The following is a 17793-nucleotide window of genomic DNA, read 5'->3' as shown; positions in this document are numbered from 1 at the left end:
CTCGGAAGGGGGCCACTATGGCGCCCCAAGGCATTGCGGAGGCGGCGCTGGCCGGTCTCCGCCAGGAACTGACCGGCACAGCCGTCGCCCCTGGCGATCAGGGATACGACGACGCCCGCGCGGTCTTCAACAGCATGCTCGACCGGCGGCCCGCCGTTGTCGCGCAGTGCGAGACGGAAGCGGATGTGGCCAGGGCGATCCGCTTCGGCCGGGACCACGAACTGGAGATCGCCGTCCGCGGCGGCGGCCACAGTGTCGCGGGCATGTCGTCGACCGACGGCGGAATCGTGGTCGACCTGGGCCGTATGCACACCGTGATCGTCGATCCCGCCTCCCGGGCAGCACGCGTCGGCGGCGGCGCCACCATGAGCCATCTCGACCGGGCCACGCAGCCGTACGGTCTGGCGACCACCGGGGGCCGTGCGTCCACCACCGGCGTGGGCGGCTTCACGCTCGGCGGCGGATCCGGCTGGCTGGAGCGCAAGTACGGCCTGGCCTGCGACAATCTGATCGCCGCCGAGCTGGTGACTGCCGACGGCGAGACCGTCCACGCGAGTGCGGACGAGAACCCGGAGCTGTTCTGGGCGCTGCACGGCGGCGGCGGCAACTTCGGGGTGGTGACCGCGATCACCCTGCAACTGCACTCGCTGCCCGCGATGTCGATGGTCATGCTGCTGTTCCGGCCGGAGGCCGGGCCCGAAGTCGTGCGTGCCTTCCGTGACTTCATGGAGTCGGCGCCGGACGAGGCAGGCGGTGGCTGCATCTACCTCACCGGGGCGCCCGAGCCATTCGTCCCCGAGCATCTGGTCGGCAGGCTCGTGTGCGCGGCCCTGGTCACCTACACGGGCACGGAAGCGGAGGCCCGACAGGTGACCGAGCCGCTTCTGGGGCTCGGACACGACGCGGAAGTGATCTCCGAACTGCCCTACGCGGAGCTGCAGTGCATGCTCGACGACCCGCCCGGGATGCGTAACTACTGGTCGGCCGAGTACCTCGACAGCTTCCCGGACGAGGGCGTGGACGCCTTCTGCTCACGTGCCGACACCATGCCCGTGCCCACGGGCACACAGCACGTCCTCTTCCCGATGGGCGGCGCGGTGGCGAGGAGCGAGGCCGACTATCCGCTGCCCTGGCGCACCGCGCAGTGGGCCGTCCATCCCTTCGGGATCTGGGAGGACCCGGCCGACGACGTGCGCGGCATCCAGTGGGTCCGCGACGTACGCGCCGCCGTACGGCCCTGGTCCCAGGGCACGGTCTATCTGAACTTCATCGGGGACGAGGGGCGGGGGCGGGTTCTCGCCGGCTTCGGCGAGGACAACTACAAGCGCCTGGCCGCGGTCAAGGCGAAGTACGACCCGTCCAACGTGTTCCGGCGGAACCACAACATCAAACCGCTGCGCTGAGACGAGGCACGGCAACTGCCCGCACGCGCCGGACATGTTGTCCGGTTGCCGCGCGGGCGACGTCGGTCCGGACGCGCCGGGTGATGCGCACCGGTGCACGGGCCCGGTAGCGTCCGCAGCCAGGGCGGCCGTCGCCCGTCGGACCGGATCCAAATCGCGAGGCGAGAGTCAGTGGAGACGACCCAAGGTGGAATCACGGTGCAGCGGGCGCTCGAACTGCCCGGGCTGCGCGCCGGACTTCCGGAGGTCGTCGCCTGCGCGGAACGGCTGAACCGCACGGTGCGCTGGGTGCACGCGGGTGAGGTGCCGAACATCGCCTCGCTCCTCAAGGGCGGTGAGCTGCTGCTCACCACGGGCCTGGGCCTCGGCACCCGGCCGGCCGAGCAGCGCGCCTTCGTACGGCAGCTGGCGGACCGCGGGATCGCCGCGCTGGTGGTGGAGCTGGGGCCGCGTTTCAGCCGACTGCCGGCGACGATCGTGGAGACGGCCAGAGCGGCCGGGCTGCCGCTGGTACAGCTGCACCGCGAAGTCCCCTTCGTCTCGGTGACGGAGGAGATCCACACCGAGATCGTCAACGGGCACTACGCGTTGCTGCGGCAGGCCGAGGAAGTGCACCGGCGGTGTACGGAGGTGCTCCTCGACGGCGGCGGTGTACCCCAAGTACTGCGAATCCTCGCCGACTTCACCGCGAACCCGGTCTTCCTGGAGACTGCGGACGGCCAACTGCTGTACGCGGCCGAGTCCGAGTCGGGGCAGGCCGGTGCCGATCCACTGCAGGTGTGGGAGGGGCTGCGCGGCCAGCGGGCCGCGCGCGAGTCCCCTCCGGCCGGCGCGGTCCTCGTGGACGTACCGGGCGGCGGCCACGGGGCGGCTTCGGTACGCGCCCGGCTGGTGCTGCTGGCCGTCGGCTCCCCGATGCTTCCGGTGCACCGGATGGCGGCGGAGCGAGCGGCCGGGCTGCTGGCGGTCGTACTGATGCAGGCACGCCAGGACGAGGAGCTGGCGGCGCGTGGCCGCGGCGACTTCCTGACGGACCTCGCGGAGGGCCGCATCACGGCGGAGGACGCGCCGGCCCAGGCGAGAGTGCTGGGCTTCCGACCGGGCGATGGCCCGCTGCTGCCGGTCGTGATGCGCCTCGCCCCTGAGCTCTTCCCTTCGGGGAACTGGGCGCTGCTGGCACGCGCGGTGCTGGAGGAACTGGCCTCGGTCGGAGTGCCGGTACTGCTGGGCGTACGCCCGGTGGAGGGCCGCGTACCGCTACTGCTGGGCCTGCGCAACGAGTCGGAGCGCACGGCGGTCGCGAACCGGGTCGCCACAGCGCTGCGGGCGGGTGTGGAACGGGCCGGCCTGGAGCGGGCCGGCGGGCATCCGCCGGTCGTGGTGGTGGGCATGGCCGGCAGCTGGGCGGCGGCGTCGGCGGGCCTGCGCCACGCTGCGGAGACGGCGACGGCAGCGCAGGGCCTCCCGGACCGCCCGTGGTACGACGCGCGCCGGCTGGACATCGACCTGCTGCTGTGGCGCCTGCGGGACCATCCGGACCTGGCGGCGTTCGTGGACCGTGCGATCGGCCCCCTGCGCGCCCACGACCGGGCGTCCCGCCCGCCGCTGCTCCCGACGCTGGAGACCTACCTGGCCCACGCGGGCCGAAAGGCGGAGACGGCCCGCGAACTCCACCTGAACCGCCAGACGCTGTACAACCGCCTGGCCCGGATCTCGGAACTCCTGGGCACGGACTTGGACGACCCCCAAACCGTGCTGGCGTTGAGCCTGGCACTGAGGGCGCGACGACACGTGGGGTGAGGTGGGCGCTCAGAGGGCCGGGGCCCGGGGGGTGGGGTCCGTGCGGTGCGTACCCGGCACCTCTCAGGATCCGGGCTGCCGCACCACGAGCCGGAGAACCCGGCCCGAGCCTCAGCTCCGCCCCGCCACCAACTCGTCGTAGACGCTCAGCACCAGCGCGATCGTCTCGTCCTCCGTCGGCCATGTCGCCGCCTGCGCCCGCCCCGCCGCCGCCAGCTCCTCCCGCCGCCCGGGGTCACCCAGCAGCCGCGCCACCGCCTCGCCGAGCGCCGCCGCATCACCGTACGGAACGAGTTCCGCCGCCTCGCCCACCAGCTCCGGGATGCCGCCCACCGCCGTCGCGACCAGCGGGACGCCCAGCCTCAGCGCCTCCTGCGCGAGCAGCGAGCGAGCCTCCCAACGGCTCGGCAGCACCGCCACATCCGCCGCCGCGAGCAGCTCACCGATGTCGTCCCGGCGCCCCATCAGCCTCACCGGCAGCCCTTCCGCCTCGATACGGCGCTGGAGCGCACCCCGTTGCCGTCCCTCCCCCGCGATCACGACCAGCGGCACGGGGTCCAGGCCGTGCCACACCCGGGCCGCGTCCAGCAGCGTTGTGTATCCCCGGTGCGGCACCAGGCTCCCGACGGTCATCAACAAGGGGCGTTCGACAGCGCCCAGTTCGGCGCGTGCCTTGCTCTCCGCGCCACCCGGCCGGCCGCGCGGCGCGGGTACGGCAACCGGCGCGAGCCTGGCGTCCCGCGCGCCCCGAGTGCGGGCCCGGTCGACGAGCTCGGAGCAGGTACCGAGCACGACCGCCGACGCCCGCGCTGCCCTGCGCTCCAGCAGGCGCAGCACCTGGCCGCGCGCGCCGTCGTCGTCGTGCGCCCGCGTGTGCCAGGTGACGACCAGAGGTACTCGCTGCCCGCTCAGGGCCAGCGTGGCACGTACGGCGGCGTGCAGCCCGTGCGCGTGCACGACATCCGCGCCCGCGCACGCCGCGCGCAGCGCGCCGACCGCCGCCGGGTCACTGCGCCGCGGTACTGGCGCGAAATGGGCCCCGGCGCCGGGGAAGTCGTAGACGTGCTCCAGTTCAGCGGGGGCGCACACCGTCACCCGCACGCCCCGCGCCACCAGCCCCTCGGCCAGCGACCTGACGTGCGCGCTGCTGCCCGCGCTGCCGCCGCCCAGCACTTGGACCGTACGCAGCTGTATCACCCGGCCAAGGATGCCAGCCCGTACGCACGTTCCGGCACCGTCGGGGCGTCGTGCCCGTGTCCGGAACTGGACTCCGTACACCGGATCACTCACATGGGTGAACCCTCGAGCCGGCTGACGACGTCTCCGTAGGCGGCCGCGGCGACGAGACCGACGGCGTGAACGACAAGCCCGGCGCGGCCGTTGCCCGCGACGACTGCGCCGAGGGCCGCGTCCGGGGCGGGGGTCCGCCCGGCCCGCACGGGGGTGGCCTGCCCAGGGCGCGGGCCGGGCGCGTGATCCGTGCTGCCGACGTGCCGACGGCACAAAGCCGCCCGACCCGGGCTCCGCACACACTGCCCGCACCCCCACGGCACGGACTCCACGGCACAAGGCCCGGGCTCCGCACCGCAAGTCCGCACCACGGGCTCACGCGCCCGGGCAGTCACGGTCCCGCCGCTGGGCTACCCGTCCGCCCGGGCCGTCGCCAGGAGCTCCTCCGCGTGGGCACGGGCCGTCTCCGAATCCTCCTGGCCCGCGAGCATCCGAGACAGCTCACGCACCCTGTCCTCGCCCTCCAGGACCGTCACACCGCTTCGCGTGACCGTGCCGTCGTTCGTCTTCTCGACGAGCAGCTGCCGGTCGGCGAACGCCGCCACCTGCGGCAGATGCGTCACGACCACCACCTGCGCCGACTTGGCGAGCTTCGCCAGCCGCCGGCCGATCTCGACCGCCGCCTTGCCGCCGACCCCCGCGTCGACCTCGTCGAAGAGATACGTCGGCACCGGGTCCGTCCCCGCGAAGACGACCTCGACCGCCAGCATCACCCGCGACAGCTCACCACCCGAGGCGCCCTTGGCGATCGGCCGCGGCGGCGCTCCCGGGTGCGGGGCCAGCAGCAGTTCGACCTCGTCGACGCCCGACGGGCCGTACACCACCGCGCGGCCGCCCACCTCGACGCCCGAGGCCTCGTCGGCGGACTCGGTCTGCCTGATGTCGAAGGACACGCGCGCGTGCGGCATCGCGAGCGAGGCCAGCTCCGCGGTGACCGCGTCGGCGAACCGCGCCGCCGCCTCCGTACGCGCGTCGGTCAACGCCTGCGCCAGACCGGACAATTCGCCCCGCAGCGCGTCCCGCTCCACCGCCAGCTCGCCGATCCGGTCGTCGTCGCCGTCCAGCTCGGTGAGCCGGCCCGCGCCCTCCTCCGCCCACGCCAGCACGGCGGCAATGCCCTCACCGGCCCCGCCGTACTTGCGCGTCAGCCCGGTCAGCGCAGCACGCCGTTCCTCCACCGCGGCCAGCCGCAGCGGATCGGCCTCCAGATTGTCCGCGTACCCGGCGAGCTCTCCCGCCACATCACCGAGCAGGATGGAGATCTCGCCCATCCGGTCCGCGAGCCCGGCCAGCGCGGGGTCGTGCGCGCGTACGGCGTCCAGTGCCCGTCCCGCGCCCGCGACCAGCGTCGCCGCGTCGACGCCCTCCGGGTCCTCGGGGTTGCCCGCCAGCGCACCGTGCGCGAGCGCCGCGGCGGACGCCAGCGCCTCGGCGTGGCCCAGCCGCTCCGCCTCCGCCGCGAGTTCCACGTCCTCGGCCGCCCGCGGCTCGACACGCGCGATCTCGTTCAGCCCGAAGCGCAGCAGATCGGCTTCCTGTGCCCGCTCACGGGCGCGCGTGGTCAGCTCCTCCAGCTCTACGGAGACGGCCCGCAGCCGCCGGTAGGCGGCCGCGTACTTGGCGTGCGGCCCGGTGACCGCACCGCCCGCGTAGCGGTCGAGCGCCTCCCGCTGCCGCGCGGGCCGCAGCAGCCCCTGCTGGTCGGTCTGGCCGTGCACGGCGACGAGTTCGTCGGCCAGCTCGCCCAGTACGCCCACCGGCACCGAGCGCCCGCCGAGGTGGGCGCGCGAGCGCCCCTCGGCGGAAACGGTCCGGCTGATCAGCAGTGTGCCGTCCTCGAGCTCGGCCCCGGCCTCCTCGGCCCGTACGGCGGCGGGGCCGTCGGCGGACACACTGATCCGCCCCTCCACCACCGCCGACTTCGCGCCGATCCGCACCAGGGCGGGGTCGGCGCGCCCGCCGAGCAGCAGCCCCAGGCTGGTGACGACCATGGTCTTGCCCGCGCCCGTCTCGCCGGTCACCGCGGTGAAACCGGGTGACAGCTCGACGACCGCGTCGTCGATGACACCGAGCGACCGTATCCGCATCTCCTCCAACACGGACATGACCTTACGAGGTCCGGGGCCCGCTGTGCGACGGGCCCCGGCCTCCGATTCACTCTCCCGGGCAGCGGAGAGTCACCGGAGCCCCTTCGCACACCGCAGCAGTCGGACATAAGGACCCACCGCGACCTGCGTACGCCCCCCGCCCGGCCCGAGCCGTCCCCGCTCACGGAATCGTGCGGCCGGCGCCGGAAGAGCCACCGCGTCAGCCCGGCGGGGCCGCGCACGCGCATCGGCCGGGCGGGGCCGCACGCGCATCGCAAGGCGATGGTTCAGCACGACACCGCCGTCCGCTTCCTCCACGACGTACTCGTGGGAGCCGCGCGGCCCGGTGAAGCGGAACCGGACCACCGGCCGGACGCCCACCCGAAGACCGTGTGGCGCACCGGACCGTGCCCGCCCCTCGCTCCCAATCCGAGCGGCCGGTCGAGCCGCATCCGCAGCCACGTGAGGACGGGGGCATGTTCCGGAACACCTGCTGGTCGTGTTCCAGAACACCTGCTAGTGCGGCGCCCCGCGCCAACCGGACACCGGCAGCGCGAACTTGGCCACCAGACGGTCCGTGAAGGACGCGTGGTGCAGCCGCGCCAGCCGTACGGGAACGGCCCCGCGCCGTACCTCCACCCGTGCGCCCGGCGGCAGTTCGATCGTCCTGCGCCCGTCGCACCACAGCACCCCCTGGGGTGTGTGCTGCTGCACCTCCACAGCGAGGACCGACGTCGGCGAGGTCACCAGCGGCTTGGCGAACAGCGCGTGCGCACCGATCGGCACCATCAGCAGCGCCTCCACCTCCGGCCAGACCACCGGGCCGCCGGCGGAGAAGGCGTACGCGGTCGAGCCGGTCGGCGTCGCGCAGACGATGCCGTCGCAGCCGAAGCCGGTCACCGGCCGCCCGTCGATCTCGAGGACGACCTCGAGCATCCGCTCGGGCGAGACCTTCTGCACGGCCGCCTCGTTCAGCGCCCAGTCCTGGTGCACGACATCGCCGTTGCTGTGCACGACGACATCGATGGTCATGCGCTCCTCGACCTCGTACTCGCATGTGACGACGCGGGCGACGACCTTGTCGAGGTCGTCGCGCTCGGCCTCGGCGAGGAAGCCCACCCGCCCCAGGTTGACGCCGAGCATCGGCACCCCGGAGGCGCGGGCGAATTCGGCGCCGCGCAGCAGCGTCCCGTCCCCGCCGAGGACGATCAGCAGTTCACAGCCGTCGAGTACGTCGGGGGTCGCCTCGCGGACCGTCTCGACGGACGGCGGCAGCGGCAGGTCGGCCGCTTCCGCCTCCAGTACGCGTACGCCGAGGCCATGGCGCAGCAGCCCCTGTACGACGAGTTCGGCACTGCGGATCGCCGCAGGCCTGCCGGTGTGCGCGAGCAGGAAAACGGTCCGTACTGGTGTCTCTGCCGCTGTCGTTGTCAACGAGGTCCCTCCGCCACTGCACGGTCGACGTCCGCCGGGTCGAGCTCGGGCGCTCCGGCCCGGAGCCACAGAAAATACTCGACGTTCCCGGAGGGGCCCGGCAGCGGACTGGCGGTAATGCCCAGCACGCCGAGGCCCAGCTCCCCAGCCTTGCGCGCCACGTTGCGTACCGCGTCCGCACGCAGCTCCTGGCTGCGGACGACCCCGCCACTGCCGAGGCGTTCCTTGCCCACCTCGAACTGCGGCTTGACCATCAGCACCAGATCCGCGCCGGACGCCGTACACCGGACGAGCGCGGGCAGGACGAGCCCGAGCGGAATGAAGGAAAGGTCCCCCACCACCAGGTCCACCGCCTCACCGTCGATCGTCTCCAGCGTCAGCTCGCGCACATTCGTACGGTCCTTGACCGTCACGCGTTCATCGCTCTGAAGAGACCAGGCGAGTTGTCCGTATCCCACATCCACGGCGACGACATGGGCGGCGCCCGCCCGCAGCAGTACATCCGTGAAGCCGCCGGTGGACGCGCCCGCGTCCAGTGCCCGCCGGCCATCGACCTTCAGCCCGAGCGGCACGAAGGCCGCCAGCGCGCCGGCGAGCTTGTGTCCGCCGCGCGAGACGTAGTCGGGGTCGCTTTCGTCGCTGGTGACGACGACAGCGGCGCTGGTCTCGACCTGGGTCGCCGGTTTGGTCGCGGTGTTGCCGCCGACCGTCACCCGCCCCGCGGCGATCAGCTGGCTCGCATGCTCGCGCGAGCGTGCGAGGTTGCGGCGTACCAGCTCGGCGTCGAGACGGCGGCGGGCCACTCCTGCCACGTTCGGTTCAGCTCCTGTTGTCGTACGAGGGTGATGGCGCGGGCTCCTGAGGCGCAGGTGCCGGGCGTGCGTCGAGCGCGGTCAGCGCATCGCGCAGCCCCCGGTGTACATCCTCGTACACCTGGAGGTGTCCGTCCGCCGGGAGGTGGTCCGCGTCGGCCAGCCGCGCCAGCCGCTCGTCGACGTCGGCGTTGCCGGTCGGCACGCGCTGTACGCCGACGGGCGCGGGCGCGGCAGGGTCGTACGCCTGACGGGCAGCCGCCTCGGGCCCCGCCGGCTCCGGGCTCCCGGGCTCCGGGCTCACCGGTTCCACCTGAAACCCCTGCTTATGGATCTCCGGGCCCGGCATCGAGTCGCTCATGCCCAGACGCTACCGCGAAGCGCTGAGGTACCGTCGATCACGATGGCGACGACGGAAGAGTGCCGCAGCGCACTCGACAAACTCTCGGACAACCTGGCACGGGCGAACGGTGATGTACGCAGCGCTGCCGCGCTCGACCGTTCCCTCAGCTGCCACATCAAGGACCTGGACATCACCTTCACCGGCCGCCTCAGGGACGGCCGGATCGACGTGGTCGACACGCTCCAGGGGCCGCCGGCCGACAAGGCCCAGATCCGTCTCGCGATGAGCGGCGACGATCTGGTGGCCATGGTGAACGGCGAGCTGAATTTCGCGAAGGCCTGGGCCTCCGGCCGCGTCAGGCTCGAGGCGGGCTTCCGCGATCTGCTCCGCCTCAGGACACTGCTGTAGCGCTCAGGACACCGCACCGGCGGCCGGGGCACCGCACCGGCGGCCAGGACGGTGTCCGGTGGCCGGGACACCGCACCGGCGCTCAGGACACCACCGCGGCGCTACGCCTCCGGGACGCCGGCACCACCAGCGGCGTCCCGGACTCCGGGTCCTCGATGACCTGGCTCTTCACCCCGAAGACCTGCTCCACCAGCTCGGCGCTGACCACGTCCGCGGGCGCGCCCTCCGCAACGATCCTGCCTTCGCGCAACGCGATGAGGTGTGTGGCGTAACGGGCGGCCTGGTTGAGGTCGTGCAGTACGGCGACGAGCGTCCGCCCCTGCGTCTCGTGCAGTTCCGCGCACAGGTCGAGCACCTCGAGCTGGTGCTGGATGTCGAGGAACGTCGTGGGCTCGTCGAGCAGCAGCAGCGGTGTCTGCTGGGCCAGCGCCATCGCGATCCATACGCGCTGCCGCTGTCCACCGGACAATTCATCGACATAGCGCTCTGCCAGTTCGCCGACTCCGGTCGCGGCCATCGACTCCTCGACAATCCGCTCGTCCTCCGGCGACCACTGGCGCAGCAGTCCCTGGTGCGGATAGCGGCCGCGCGCGACAAGGTCGGCGACCGTGATCCCGTCCGGTGCGATCGGCGACTGCGGCAGCAGGCCCAGCGTCCTGGCGACCTTCTTGGCCGGCAGCGAGTGGATGGTCTGTCCGTCGAGCAGGACCCGGCCCTCTGACGGCTTCAGCATCCGGGACAGGGCACGCAGCAGTGTCGACTTACCGCAGGCGTTCGGGCCGACGATCACCGTGAAGGAGTTGTCGGGGATCTCCACCGAGAGATTCTCGGCAATGACCCGCTGGTCGTAGCCGAGGGTGACCGATTCCGCGGTGAGGCGCTGCATTGTCGTCACACTCCTGGATTCCGATGGTTCGTCTGCCACGGGCTTCACGGGACTCATATGCGTCCTGCCCTGCGTTCGGTGAACAGCAGCCAGAGCAGATAGCAGCCGCCGAGCACCCCGGTCACCACACCGACCGGCAGCTGCCGTTCGCCGAAGGCGTTGGTGGCGATCCAGTCGGCGACCAGCAGCAGCGCGGCCCCCATCACCGCGGCGGCGGCCAGGTTCGGTCCCGGCGAGCGGGTCAGCCGGCGGGCGAGCTGCGGTGCGCTCAGGGCGACGAAGGCGATCGGTCCCGCCGCCGCGGTCGCCACCGAGATGAGCAGGACGCCGGCGCTCATCAGCACCAGACGGGTGCGTTCGACCGGCGCGCCCAGCGCGTACGCCGCGTCGTCGCCCATCTCCAGCATCCGCAGCGGCCGCCCGTAGCCGGACACCAGTGGCACAAGGACGGCGCACACGCCCAGCAGTGGCCAGACCTGCGCCCAGTCGCGGCCGTCGAGCGAGCCGGTCATCCACAGCGTGGCCCGGGTGGCGTCGACCAGGCTGGCCTTGGTGAGCAGATAATGGATCACGGCGGTGAGCATGGCGGCGATACCGATACCGACGAGGACCAGCCGGTAGCCGTGCACCCCGCGCTTCCAGGCCAGTACATAGACGCCGACGCCGGTCGCCACTCCGCCGACGATGGCGCCGCCCGCCACCGCGACGGCCCCGCCGTGGAAGAGCACGATGACGCCGAGCGCGCCGACGGTCGCGCCCTGCCCGAAGCCGATGACGTCCGGACTGCCCAGCGGGTTGCGGGAGATGGACTGGAAGATCGCACCGCTGAGGGCGAGCGAGGCACCGACGAGCACCGCGACCAGCACCCGCGGCAGCCGCAGATCCCGAACGATGAACTCCTGTGCCGGCGTGCCGTTCCCGAGCAGCGTGGCGATCACATCGCCGGATGAGATCGGGAAGTCGCCGCTGCCGATGAGTACGACTGCGGTGGCAGCGGTGGCGGCGGAGAGCAGCAGCACGACGACGGCCGCTCGGGGATCGACCCGGACGGAGAGCCCGCCGGGGGTGCGTATCGCTTTCACTGGGATTTCCCTCGCATGACGTTCCGGGCAGGCCGTCGGAACTGTCTGTCCTGCCGGGGGTCCGTGGGTTGTCCCCCGGGAGGACACAGCACGGCCTTCACAGCTGGGCCATCCTCTTGCGGCGTACGAGATGGATGAAGACGGGCCCGCCGATCAGCGCGGTGACGATGCCGACCTGCAGCTCGGCGGGGCGGGTGACGACCCGGCCGACGACATCGGCCCCCAGCAGCAGGACGGGCGAGAGGACCGTCGCGTACGGCAGGATCCACCGCATGTCCGGTCCTGTGATGGCGCGGACGAGGTGCGGGATCATCAGTCCGATGAAGATGATCGGCCCGCAGGCGGCGGTCGCCGCTCCACACAGCAGAGTGACGGCGAGCATCGAGAAGATGCGGGTGCGATGGAGATGCGCGCCCAGCGCGCGGGCCGTGTCGTCGCCCATCTCCATCGCGTTCAGTGGCCGGGCGAGCAGCAGCGCGAGCACCACGCCGATGCCGATGAAAGGCGCCACCTTGCCGATGGTCCCCATATCGGCCGACGCCAGTGAGCCGACCGTCCAGAAGCGGAGCCGGTCGAGCGAGGCGGCGTCCAGCAGTTGTACGGCGTTGATGTAGCCGAAGAGCGCGGCGCTGACGGCGGTTCCGGCGAGCGCGAGGCGGACCGGTGTAGCGCCGCGGCTGCCGCCGAGGATGTACACGAGCGCGGAGACCACGCCCGCACCCAGGAACGCGAACCACACATAGCCGGTGAGCGAGGTGACACCGAAGAAGCTGATGGCGGAGACGACGGCGGCCGAGGCGCCGGCGTTCACGCCCAACAGACCCGGTTCCGCGAGCGGGTTGCGGGTCAGCGCCTGCATCACCGCGCCGGCGAGTCCGAGAGCCGCGCCGACGATCAGGCCGAGCAGAGTCCGCGGTACCCGCACATCGTGGACGATCACGTCGTTGCCGGCGCCCGAGTCGTGGAACAGACCGTGCCAGACGTCGGACAGCGGCATCGACTTGGCACCCGTCGCGATGCTCGCGACGCAGACCAGCAGCAGGATGCCGACGGACAGGAGCAACCCGGCGGCGCGCAGCCCGTCGCGCTTGCGGGATGCGGGGGCGGATTGCGGCTCGGCGCTCTGCTTGGGAAGACTGTCGACCAACACGAGGTTAGGTTAGCCTACCCTCTCATCACCTCTCCGTGAGGGAGGGCCGATTCTCGGTGAGGGAGGCCGCGATCCATGAACCGCGTCGGCCTGCGGACACCCCCCGGCCGGCAGACACCCCGCCCGCGGGCCGCCCCTACAGACCGAGCCGGGACAGCGCCTTGCCCGCATCCAGCTCGCACACACCGTCGCCGGCCTCGGTCCAGGCCGCGGCGCACAGCGCCCGCAGGCCGTCCAACGGCTCACCGTCCCCGTCGAGCGCCAGTTCGTCCTCCCGTGCGCACGCGGTCCACCCACCGCATGTGAACCCGCCCTCCGCCTCGGCGACTTCGGGCTGCCCGGTCAGCATCCCGCGCAGGTCGGCGTCCACATAGGTCGGCCGGTGCTCGGGCCGCGCGGCCAGCAGCTGCGCGCCGTCGGTCACCCCGGTCAGTACGAGCAGCGAGTCCACACCGCCGTTGAACGCGCCCTCGATGTCCGTGTCCAGCCGGTCCCCGACCACGAGCGGCTTGCGCGCACCCGTCCGCAGGATCGTCTCCTTGTGCATCGGCGGCAGCGGCTTGCCCGCCACTTGCGGCTCCGCGCCCGTCGCGATCCGTACGACCTCCACGGCCGCGCCATTGCCCGGCGCGATCCCGCGGGCACTCGGAATCGTCAGATCCGTGTTGGAAGCGAACCACGGCACTCCGCGCGCGATCGCGTAACAGGCCTCGGCGAACCGCCCCCAGGCCAGGTCCGGACCCCCGTACCCCTGCACCACCGCCACCGGATCGTCGTCGGCGGACTCCACGGGCTCGAGCCCGCGCTCGCGCAGCGCGACCCGCAGCCCCTCCCCGCCGACCACCAGCACCCGGGACCCGCCCGGCACCTGCTCGGAGATCAACCGGGCAACCGCCTGCGCGGAATTGATGACATCCGCCGCGTCGGTGGGCACGCCCAGCTCGGTGATGTGCGCGGCCACGGCCTCGGGCGGCCGCAGCGCATTGTTGGTCACATACGCGAGATGCATCCCGCCGTCCCGCGCCGTCAGCAGCGAATCCACGGCTTGCGCGATCGCCTCACCGCCCGCGTACACCACCCCGTCGAGGTCGAGCAGCGCCGTGTCGTATGCCTCGCTCAGCGCCGTAGCGCTGCCGCTCGGCCGGGTCCTGCTCTGCTGACTCATTCGTTTCCGCCCCTCGCTCGGTGTCGCTCCCCCGATCATCGCTCATGCGCGCAACCCGCATACGATGCACAAATGAACAACGAAGGTCCCGCGGCCAATGGCGGTCTGCACCTGATCCCGTTCCGTGGACTGCGCTATGTCCCCGAGCGGGTCGGCAGCCTCGCCGCCGTGACCTCGCCGCCGTACGACGTTGTCGTCAGGCCCGACGGTCTGCTCCATCTGGAGTCGGCGGATCCGTACAACATCGTCCGGCTGATCCTCCCGCAGGCGAACACTGCCGGCGCCCGCAACCAGCAGGCCGCCGAGACCCTTGACCGCTGGCTCTCCGAGGGCGTCCTGGCCCCGGACCCCGAGCCCGCGTTCTACGTGTACGAGCAGCGCAAGGGCGACATCCTCCAGCGCGGCGTCATCGGGGCACTCGCTCTGTCCGAACCGTCCGAGGGTGTCGTCCTGCCGCACGAGGACGTGATGCCGGACGTCGTCGCGGACCGCGCGGCTCTGATGCGTACGACCGCCGCCAATCTGGAACCGCTGCTGTTCACCTACCGCAGCACGGGCAGTGGGACCGGCGCGACCGCCGTCATCGACCGCACCATCCTGCGCACCCCGCTACTGGCCACCACCACGGAGGACGGCTTCAGCCACCGGCTGTGGTCCGTGACGGACCCCGACGACCTGGCCGAGGTCCGGACCGACCTCTCCGACCACCAGGCGTTGATCGCCGACGGCCACCACCGCTGGGCGACCTATCTCCGGCTGCGCGCCGAACACCCTTCCTCGAGCCCCTGGAACTACGGCCTGGTTCTGCTGATCGACACGGCCCGCTATCCCCTCAGGGTGCGCGCGATCCACCGCCTGTTGCACCGCCTCCCGGTCTCCGAGGCGCTGGCGGCACTGACCGGCTCTTTTCGCATCAAACACCTCGACGGCCCGCTGACGCACGCGCTCGAGACTCTCGCGGACGCGGCCGCCGGGGGCAACGCCTTCCTCCTCGCGGGCGACGGCAGATTCCACCTCGTCGACCGCCCGGACGCCGAGCTGCTGTCCCGTACGGTCCGGCGCGACCGCCCGGAGGCCTGGCGCACACTCGATGCCACGGTCCTCCACTCCACGCTGCTGGACCACATCTGGCGGATCCCGGACACCCCGGAGCACATCGCCTACATCCATGACACGGAGGCGGCCGTCGAGCAGGCGGAACGCACGGGCGGCACCGCGGTGCTGATGCATCCGGTACGGGAAGAGGTCGTGCGGGATCTCGCTCGTGAGGGCGTCACGATGCCTCGCAAGTCCACGTCGTTCGGCCCGAAGCCGGCGACGGGCCTGGTCCTCAGAAGTCTCGCACTGGACTGACGGTCCAGAGCTGACGACGAGACAGACAGATCAAGACACAGACATACGAAAGGGCGGCACCCATGCCGGGTGCCGCCCATTCGTCTCCGCGTACTTACCTACTAGGCCTTGTCACCGTCGGCGTCGGCCTCGTCGGTGACCTCGGCCTCGTCCGTGGCGTCGGCCTCGTCCGTGGCGTCGGCCTCGTCGGTGACCTCGGCCTCGTCCGTGGCGTCAGCCTCGTCCGTGGCCGCCGCCGGCTCCGGGGACGCCTCGGGCGTCTCGTCGTCGCCCATGGCGTCGACGAACTCCACACCGTCCATCTCCGCGAGCCGGTCCGAGGCATCGGTCGACCCGTCCTTGTCGGCCTCGAGCGCCTTAGCGAACCACTCACGCGCCTCGCCGTCGCGCCCGGCGGCCAGCAGCGCGTCGGCGTACGCGTAACGCAGCCGCGGGGTCCAGGGCTGCACGGAGTTGGACGCCAGCTCGGGACTCTGCAGGGTCACGATGGCGGCGTCGATCTGCCCCATGTCCCTGCGCGCTCCGGCCGCGACCAGCCGCATTTCGACCTGGCCGGCCTTGTCGAGCTTCTGCACCTCGGGCTCACCGGCCATCGCCATCGCACGCTCGGGCCGTCCGAGCCCTCGCTCGCAGTCCGCCATGACGGGCCACAGCTCGACGCTCCCGGTCATCCGCTTGGCCGCCCGGAACTCGGCAAGTGCTTCCGAGTACTTCTGCGTCGCGTACGCGGCGAAGCCCGCGGCCTCGCGCACGGCAGCCACACGAGAAGCCAGCCGCAGCGCCACCTTGGAGTAGGCGTACGCCTGCTCGGGGTCCTCGTCGATCAGATTGGCGACCATGACGAGGTTCTTGGCCACGTCCTCGGCGAGACCCTTCGGCAGGCTCTGGAGCTCCTGCCGCACGTCCTTGTCGATCTCGTCGCCCGTGACGTCCTCGGGAATCGGCAGCCGCTTGATCGGCTCCCGGTCACCGCGGTCGCGGTCGTCGCGCCGCTCGTAGCCACCACGGTCGTCGCGGGACCCGCGGTACCCACCGCGCTCGTCGTCGCGACGGGGGCCGCTCGGCCGGTCGTCACGACGCCCGTAGCCACCACCACTGCTGGGACGGCCACCACGGTCATCATCACGACGCGGCCCACTCGGCCGGTCGTCACGACGGCCATAGCCACCACCGCTGCTGGGACGGCCACCACGGTCGTCATCACGACGCGGCCCGCTCGGCCGGTCGTCACGACGGCCATAGCCACCGCCGCCGCCACCGGAACGGTCATCGCGACGGAAGCCACCGCCACCGCCACTGCTGCTGCCACCACTGCCACTGGGGCGCGACCCATAGCCGCCGCCACCGCTGGGACGACCACCGCTGCTGGGACGGCCACCACGGTCGTCATCACGACGCGGCCCGCTCGGCCGGTCATCACGACGCCCGTAGCCACCACCACCGCTGGGACGACCACCACGATCGTCATCACGGCGCGGCCCACTCGGCCGGTCGCGGTCATCGCGACGGAAACCGCCCGGACGGTCATCACGACGCTCGTCGCGTCGGTCGTCACGACGGAAGCCACCGCCGCCACCGCGCTCGTCGTCGCGACGGGGGCCGCTCGGCCGGTCGTCACGACGCCCGTAGCCACCACCACTGCTGGGACGGCCACCACGGTCATCATCACGACGCGGGCCACTGGGCCGGTCGTCACGACGCCCGTAGCCACCACCACTGCTGGGACGGCCACCACGGTCATCATCACGACGCGGCCCGCTCGGCCGGTCATCACGACGCCCGTAGCCACCGCCGCCGCCACCAGAACGGTCATCGCGACGGAAGCCACCGCCACCGCCACTGCTGCTGCCACCACTGCCACTGGGGCGCGACCCATAGCCGCCGCCACCGCTGGGACGACCACCGCTGCTGGGACGGCCGCCACGATCGTCGTCACGACGCGGCCCGCTCGGCCGGTCGTCACGACGCCCGTAGCCACCACCACTGCTGGGACGGCCACCACGGTCGTCGTCACGGCGCGGCCCACTCGGCCGGTCATCACGACGGCCGTAGCCACCGCCGCCGCCACCAGAACGGTCATCGCGACGGAAGCCACCGCCACTGCTGCTGCCACCACTGCCACTGGGGCGCGACCCGTAACCACCACCACCGCTGGGACGACCACCACCAGTGGGACGGCCGCCACGGTCGTCATCACGACGCGGACCACGGTAGCCACCACGGTCATCGTCACGGCGCGGCCCACGATCCCGGTCGTCACGGCCGCCGCGGAAGCCGCCCCGGTCGCCACCGTCCCTACGCGGCTCGCGCTCCGGACGGTCGTCGGGAGAGTTGGTGGACATCGACGTGACTCCTGTCTTCGGGTACTGCAGTCATTCTCGCGCAGCCGGCCATCGGACGCGCTTCGAAAAATAGGCAAAACAAAAAGGACCCGTAGCCCAGCGTGAACGCTGGACCACGGGTCCTTGAAAGATTGTTCGGCGGCGTCCTACTCTCCCACAGGGTCCCCCCTGCAGTACCATCGGCGCTGAAAGGCTTAGCTTCCGGGTTCGGAATGTAACCGGGCGTTTCCCTAACGCT

At 72.0% G+C, this 17793-nt stretch carries 16 protein-coding genes and 1 rRNA gene; 4 read left to right on the top strand and 13 right to left on the bottom strand.

Translation table 11 applies throughout. The annotated features are described in order from the left end of the window. Nucleotides 1-17: 17 nt before the first annotated feature. Both ACWDZ6_RS31275 and ACWDZ6_RS31270 read left to right on the top strand, forming a co-directional pair. Nucleotides 18-1403, top strand: a complete 1386-nt coding sequence (locus ACWDZ6_RS31275) for an FAD-binding oxidoreductase (protein ID WP_451505512.1) — start codon at nucleotides 18-20, stop codon at nucleotides 1401-1403. A gap of 171 nt (nucleotides 1404-1574) precedes the next feature. Then, the gene (locus ACWDZ6_RS31270) at nucleotides 1575-3203 is read left to right on the top strand and encodes a PucR family transcriptional regulator (RefSeq protein WP_366735783.1); all 1629 of its coding nucleotides are present in this window, start codon (nucleotides 1575-1577) and stop codon (nucleotides 3201-3203) included. A 111-nt stretch (nucleotides 3204-3314) separates the two neighbouring features. Here the strand turns inward: ACWDZ6_RS31270 and ACWDZ6_RS31265 are convergent, their stop codons facing one another. From ACWDZ6_RS31265 to ACWDZ6_RS31240, 6 genes are all read right to left on the bottom strand, one after another. Then, nucleotides 3315-4400, bottom strand: a complete 1086-nt coding sequence (locus ACWDZ6_RS31265; protein ID WP_451505511.1) for a glycosyltransferase family 4 protein — start codon at nucleotides 4398-4400, stop codon at nucleotides 3315-3317. An 89-nt stretch (nucleotides 4401-4489) separates the two neighbouring features. Beyond that, the gene (locus ACWDZ6_RS31260; protein ID WP_451505510.1) at nucleotides 4490-4642 is read right to left on the bottom strand and encodes a hypothetical protein; all 153 of its coding nucleotides are present in this window, start codon (nucleotides 4640-4642) and stop codon (nucleotides 4490-4492) included. Nucleotides 4643-4843: 201 nt separating this feature from the next. Next, nucleotides 4844-6598, bottom strand: a complete 1755-nt coding sequence (recN, locus tag ACWDZ6_RS31255) for a DNA repair protein RecN (RefSeq protein WP_451505509.1) — start codon at nucleotides 6596-6598, stop codon at nucleotides 4844-4846. A 498-nt stretch (nucleotides 6599-7096) separates the two neighbouring features. Then, nucleotides 7097-8014, bottom strand: a complete 918-nt coding sequence (locus tag ACWDZ6_RS31250; RefSeq protein WP_451505508.1) for an NAD kinase — start codon at nucleotides 8012-8014, stop codon at nucleotides 7097-7099. Then, a complete protein-coding gene (locus tag ACWDZ6_RS31245; RefSeq protein WP_451505507.1) occupies nucleotides 8011-8826 on the bottom strand; it encodes a TlyA family RNA methyltransferase in 816 nt (271 codons plus the stop codon). The genes ACWDZ6_RS31250 and ACWDZ6_RS31245 overlap by 4 nt, the downstream gene beginning before the upstream one ends. A gap of 7 nt (nucleotides 8827-8833) precedes the next feature. Further along, nucleotides 8834-9187 (bottom strand): hypothetical protein, encoded by a 354-nt coding sequence (locus ACWDZ6_RS31240; protein ID WP_451505506.1) that lies wholly within the window; start codon nucleotides 9185-9187, stop codon nucleotides 8834-8836. 42 nt (nucleotides 9188-9229) lie between these two features. Between ACWDZ6_RS31240 and ACWDZ6_RS31235 the strand changes: the two genes are divergently transcribed. Then, nucleotides 9230-9577, top strand: a complete 348-nt coding sequence (locus ACWDZ6_RS31235) for an SCP2 sterol-binding domain-containing protein (protein WP_451505505.1) — start codon at nucleotides 9230-9232, stop codon at nucleotides 9575-9577. Nucleotides 9578-9659: 82 nt separating this feature from the next. Here the strand turns inward: ACWDZ6_RS31235 and ACWDZ6_RS31230 are convergent, their stop codons facing one another. From ACWDZ6_RS31230 to ACWDZ6_RS31215, 4 genes are all read right to left on the bottom strand, one after another. Then, nucleotides 9660-10463, bottom strand: a complete 804-nt coding sequence (locus ACWDZ6_RS31230; RefSeq protein ID WP_451505504.1) for an ABC transporter ATP-binding protein — start codon at nucleotides 10461-10463, stop codon at nucleotides 9660-9662. A 53-nt stretch (nucleotides 10464-10516) separates the two neighbouring features. Next, the gene (locus ACWDZ6_RS31225) at nucleotides 10517-11551 is read right to left on the bottom strand and encodes a FecCD family ABC transporter permease (protein ID WP_451505515.1); all 1035 of its coding nucleotides are present in this window, start codon (nucleotides 11549-11551) and stop codon (nucleotides 10517-10519) included. A 91-nt stretch (nucleotides 11552-11642) separates the two neighbouring features. Further along, nucleotides 11643-12692, bottom strand: coding sequence for a FecCD family ABC transporter permease (locus tag ACWDZ6_RS31220; protein ID WP_451505514.1), 1050 nt, complete (start codon nucleotides 12690-12692; stop codon nucleotides 11643-11645). Between the two features lie 139 nt (nucleotides 12693-12831). Then, nucleotides 12832-13860, bottom strand: coding sequence for an HAD hydrolase-like protein (locus tag ACWDZ6_RS31215; protein WP_451505503.1), 1029 nt, complete (start codon nucleotides 13858-13860; stop codon nucleotides 12832-12834). Nucleotides 13861-13932: 72 nt separating this feature from the next. Between ACWDZ6_RS31215 and ACWDZ6_RS31210 the strand changes: the two genes are divergently transcribed. Continuing rightward, nucleotides 13933-15213 carry a DUF1015 domain-containing protein gene (locus tag ACWDZ6_RS31210; RefSeq protein WP_451505502.1) on the top strand — a complete coding sequence of 427 codons (1281 nt, stop codon included), beginning with the start codon at nucleotides 13933-13935 and terminating at the stop codon, nucleotides 15211-15213. 101 nt (nucleotides 15214-15314) lie between these two features. Here ACWDZ6_RS31210 and ACWDZ6_RS31205 read toward each other — a convergent pair whose 3' ends face one another. The 3 genes from ACWDZ6_RS31205 to rrf all read right to left on the bottom strand — a co-directional run. Next, nucleotides 15315-16115 (bottom strand): hypothetical protein, encoded by an 801-nt coding sequence (locus tag ACWDZ6_RS31205; protein WP_451505501.1) that lies wholly within the window; start codon nucleotides 16113-16115, stop codon nucleotides 15315-15317. Beyond that, nucleotides 16037-17473 (bottom strand): hypothetical protein, encoded by a 1437-nt coding sequence (locus ACWDZ6_RS31200; protein ID WP_451505500.1) that lies wholly within the window; start codon nucleotides 17471-17473, stop codon nucleotides 16037-16039. The genes ACWDZ6_RS31205 and ACWDZ6_RS31200 overlap by 79 nt, the downstream gene beginning before the upstream one ends. Before the next feature lie 215 nt (nucleotides 17474-17688). Further along, a 5S ribosomal RNA gene (gene rrf / locus ACWDZ6_RS31195) occupies nucleotides 17689-17793 on the bottom strand; the annotation flags it as partial.

The organism is Streptomyces sp. NPDC002926 (genome assembly GCF_053591755.1).
Note: the sequence above shows the minus strand (reverse complement) of the source record. Positions and strands in the feature narration are given on the sequence as shown.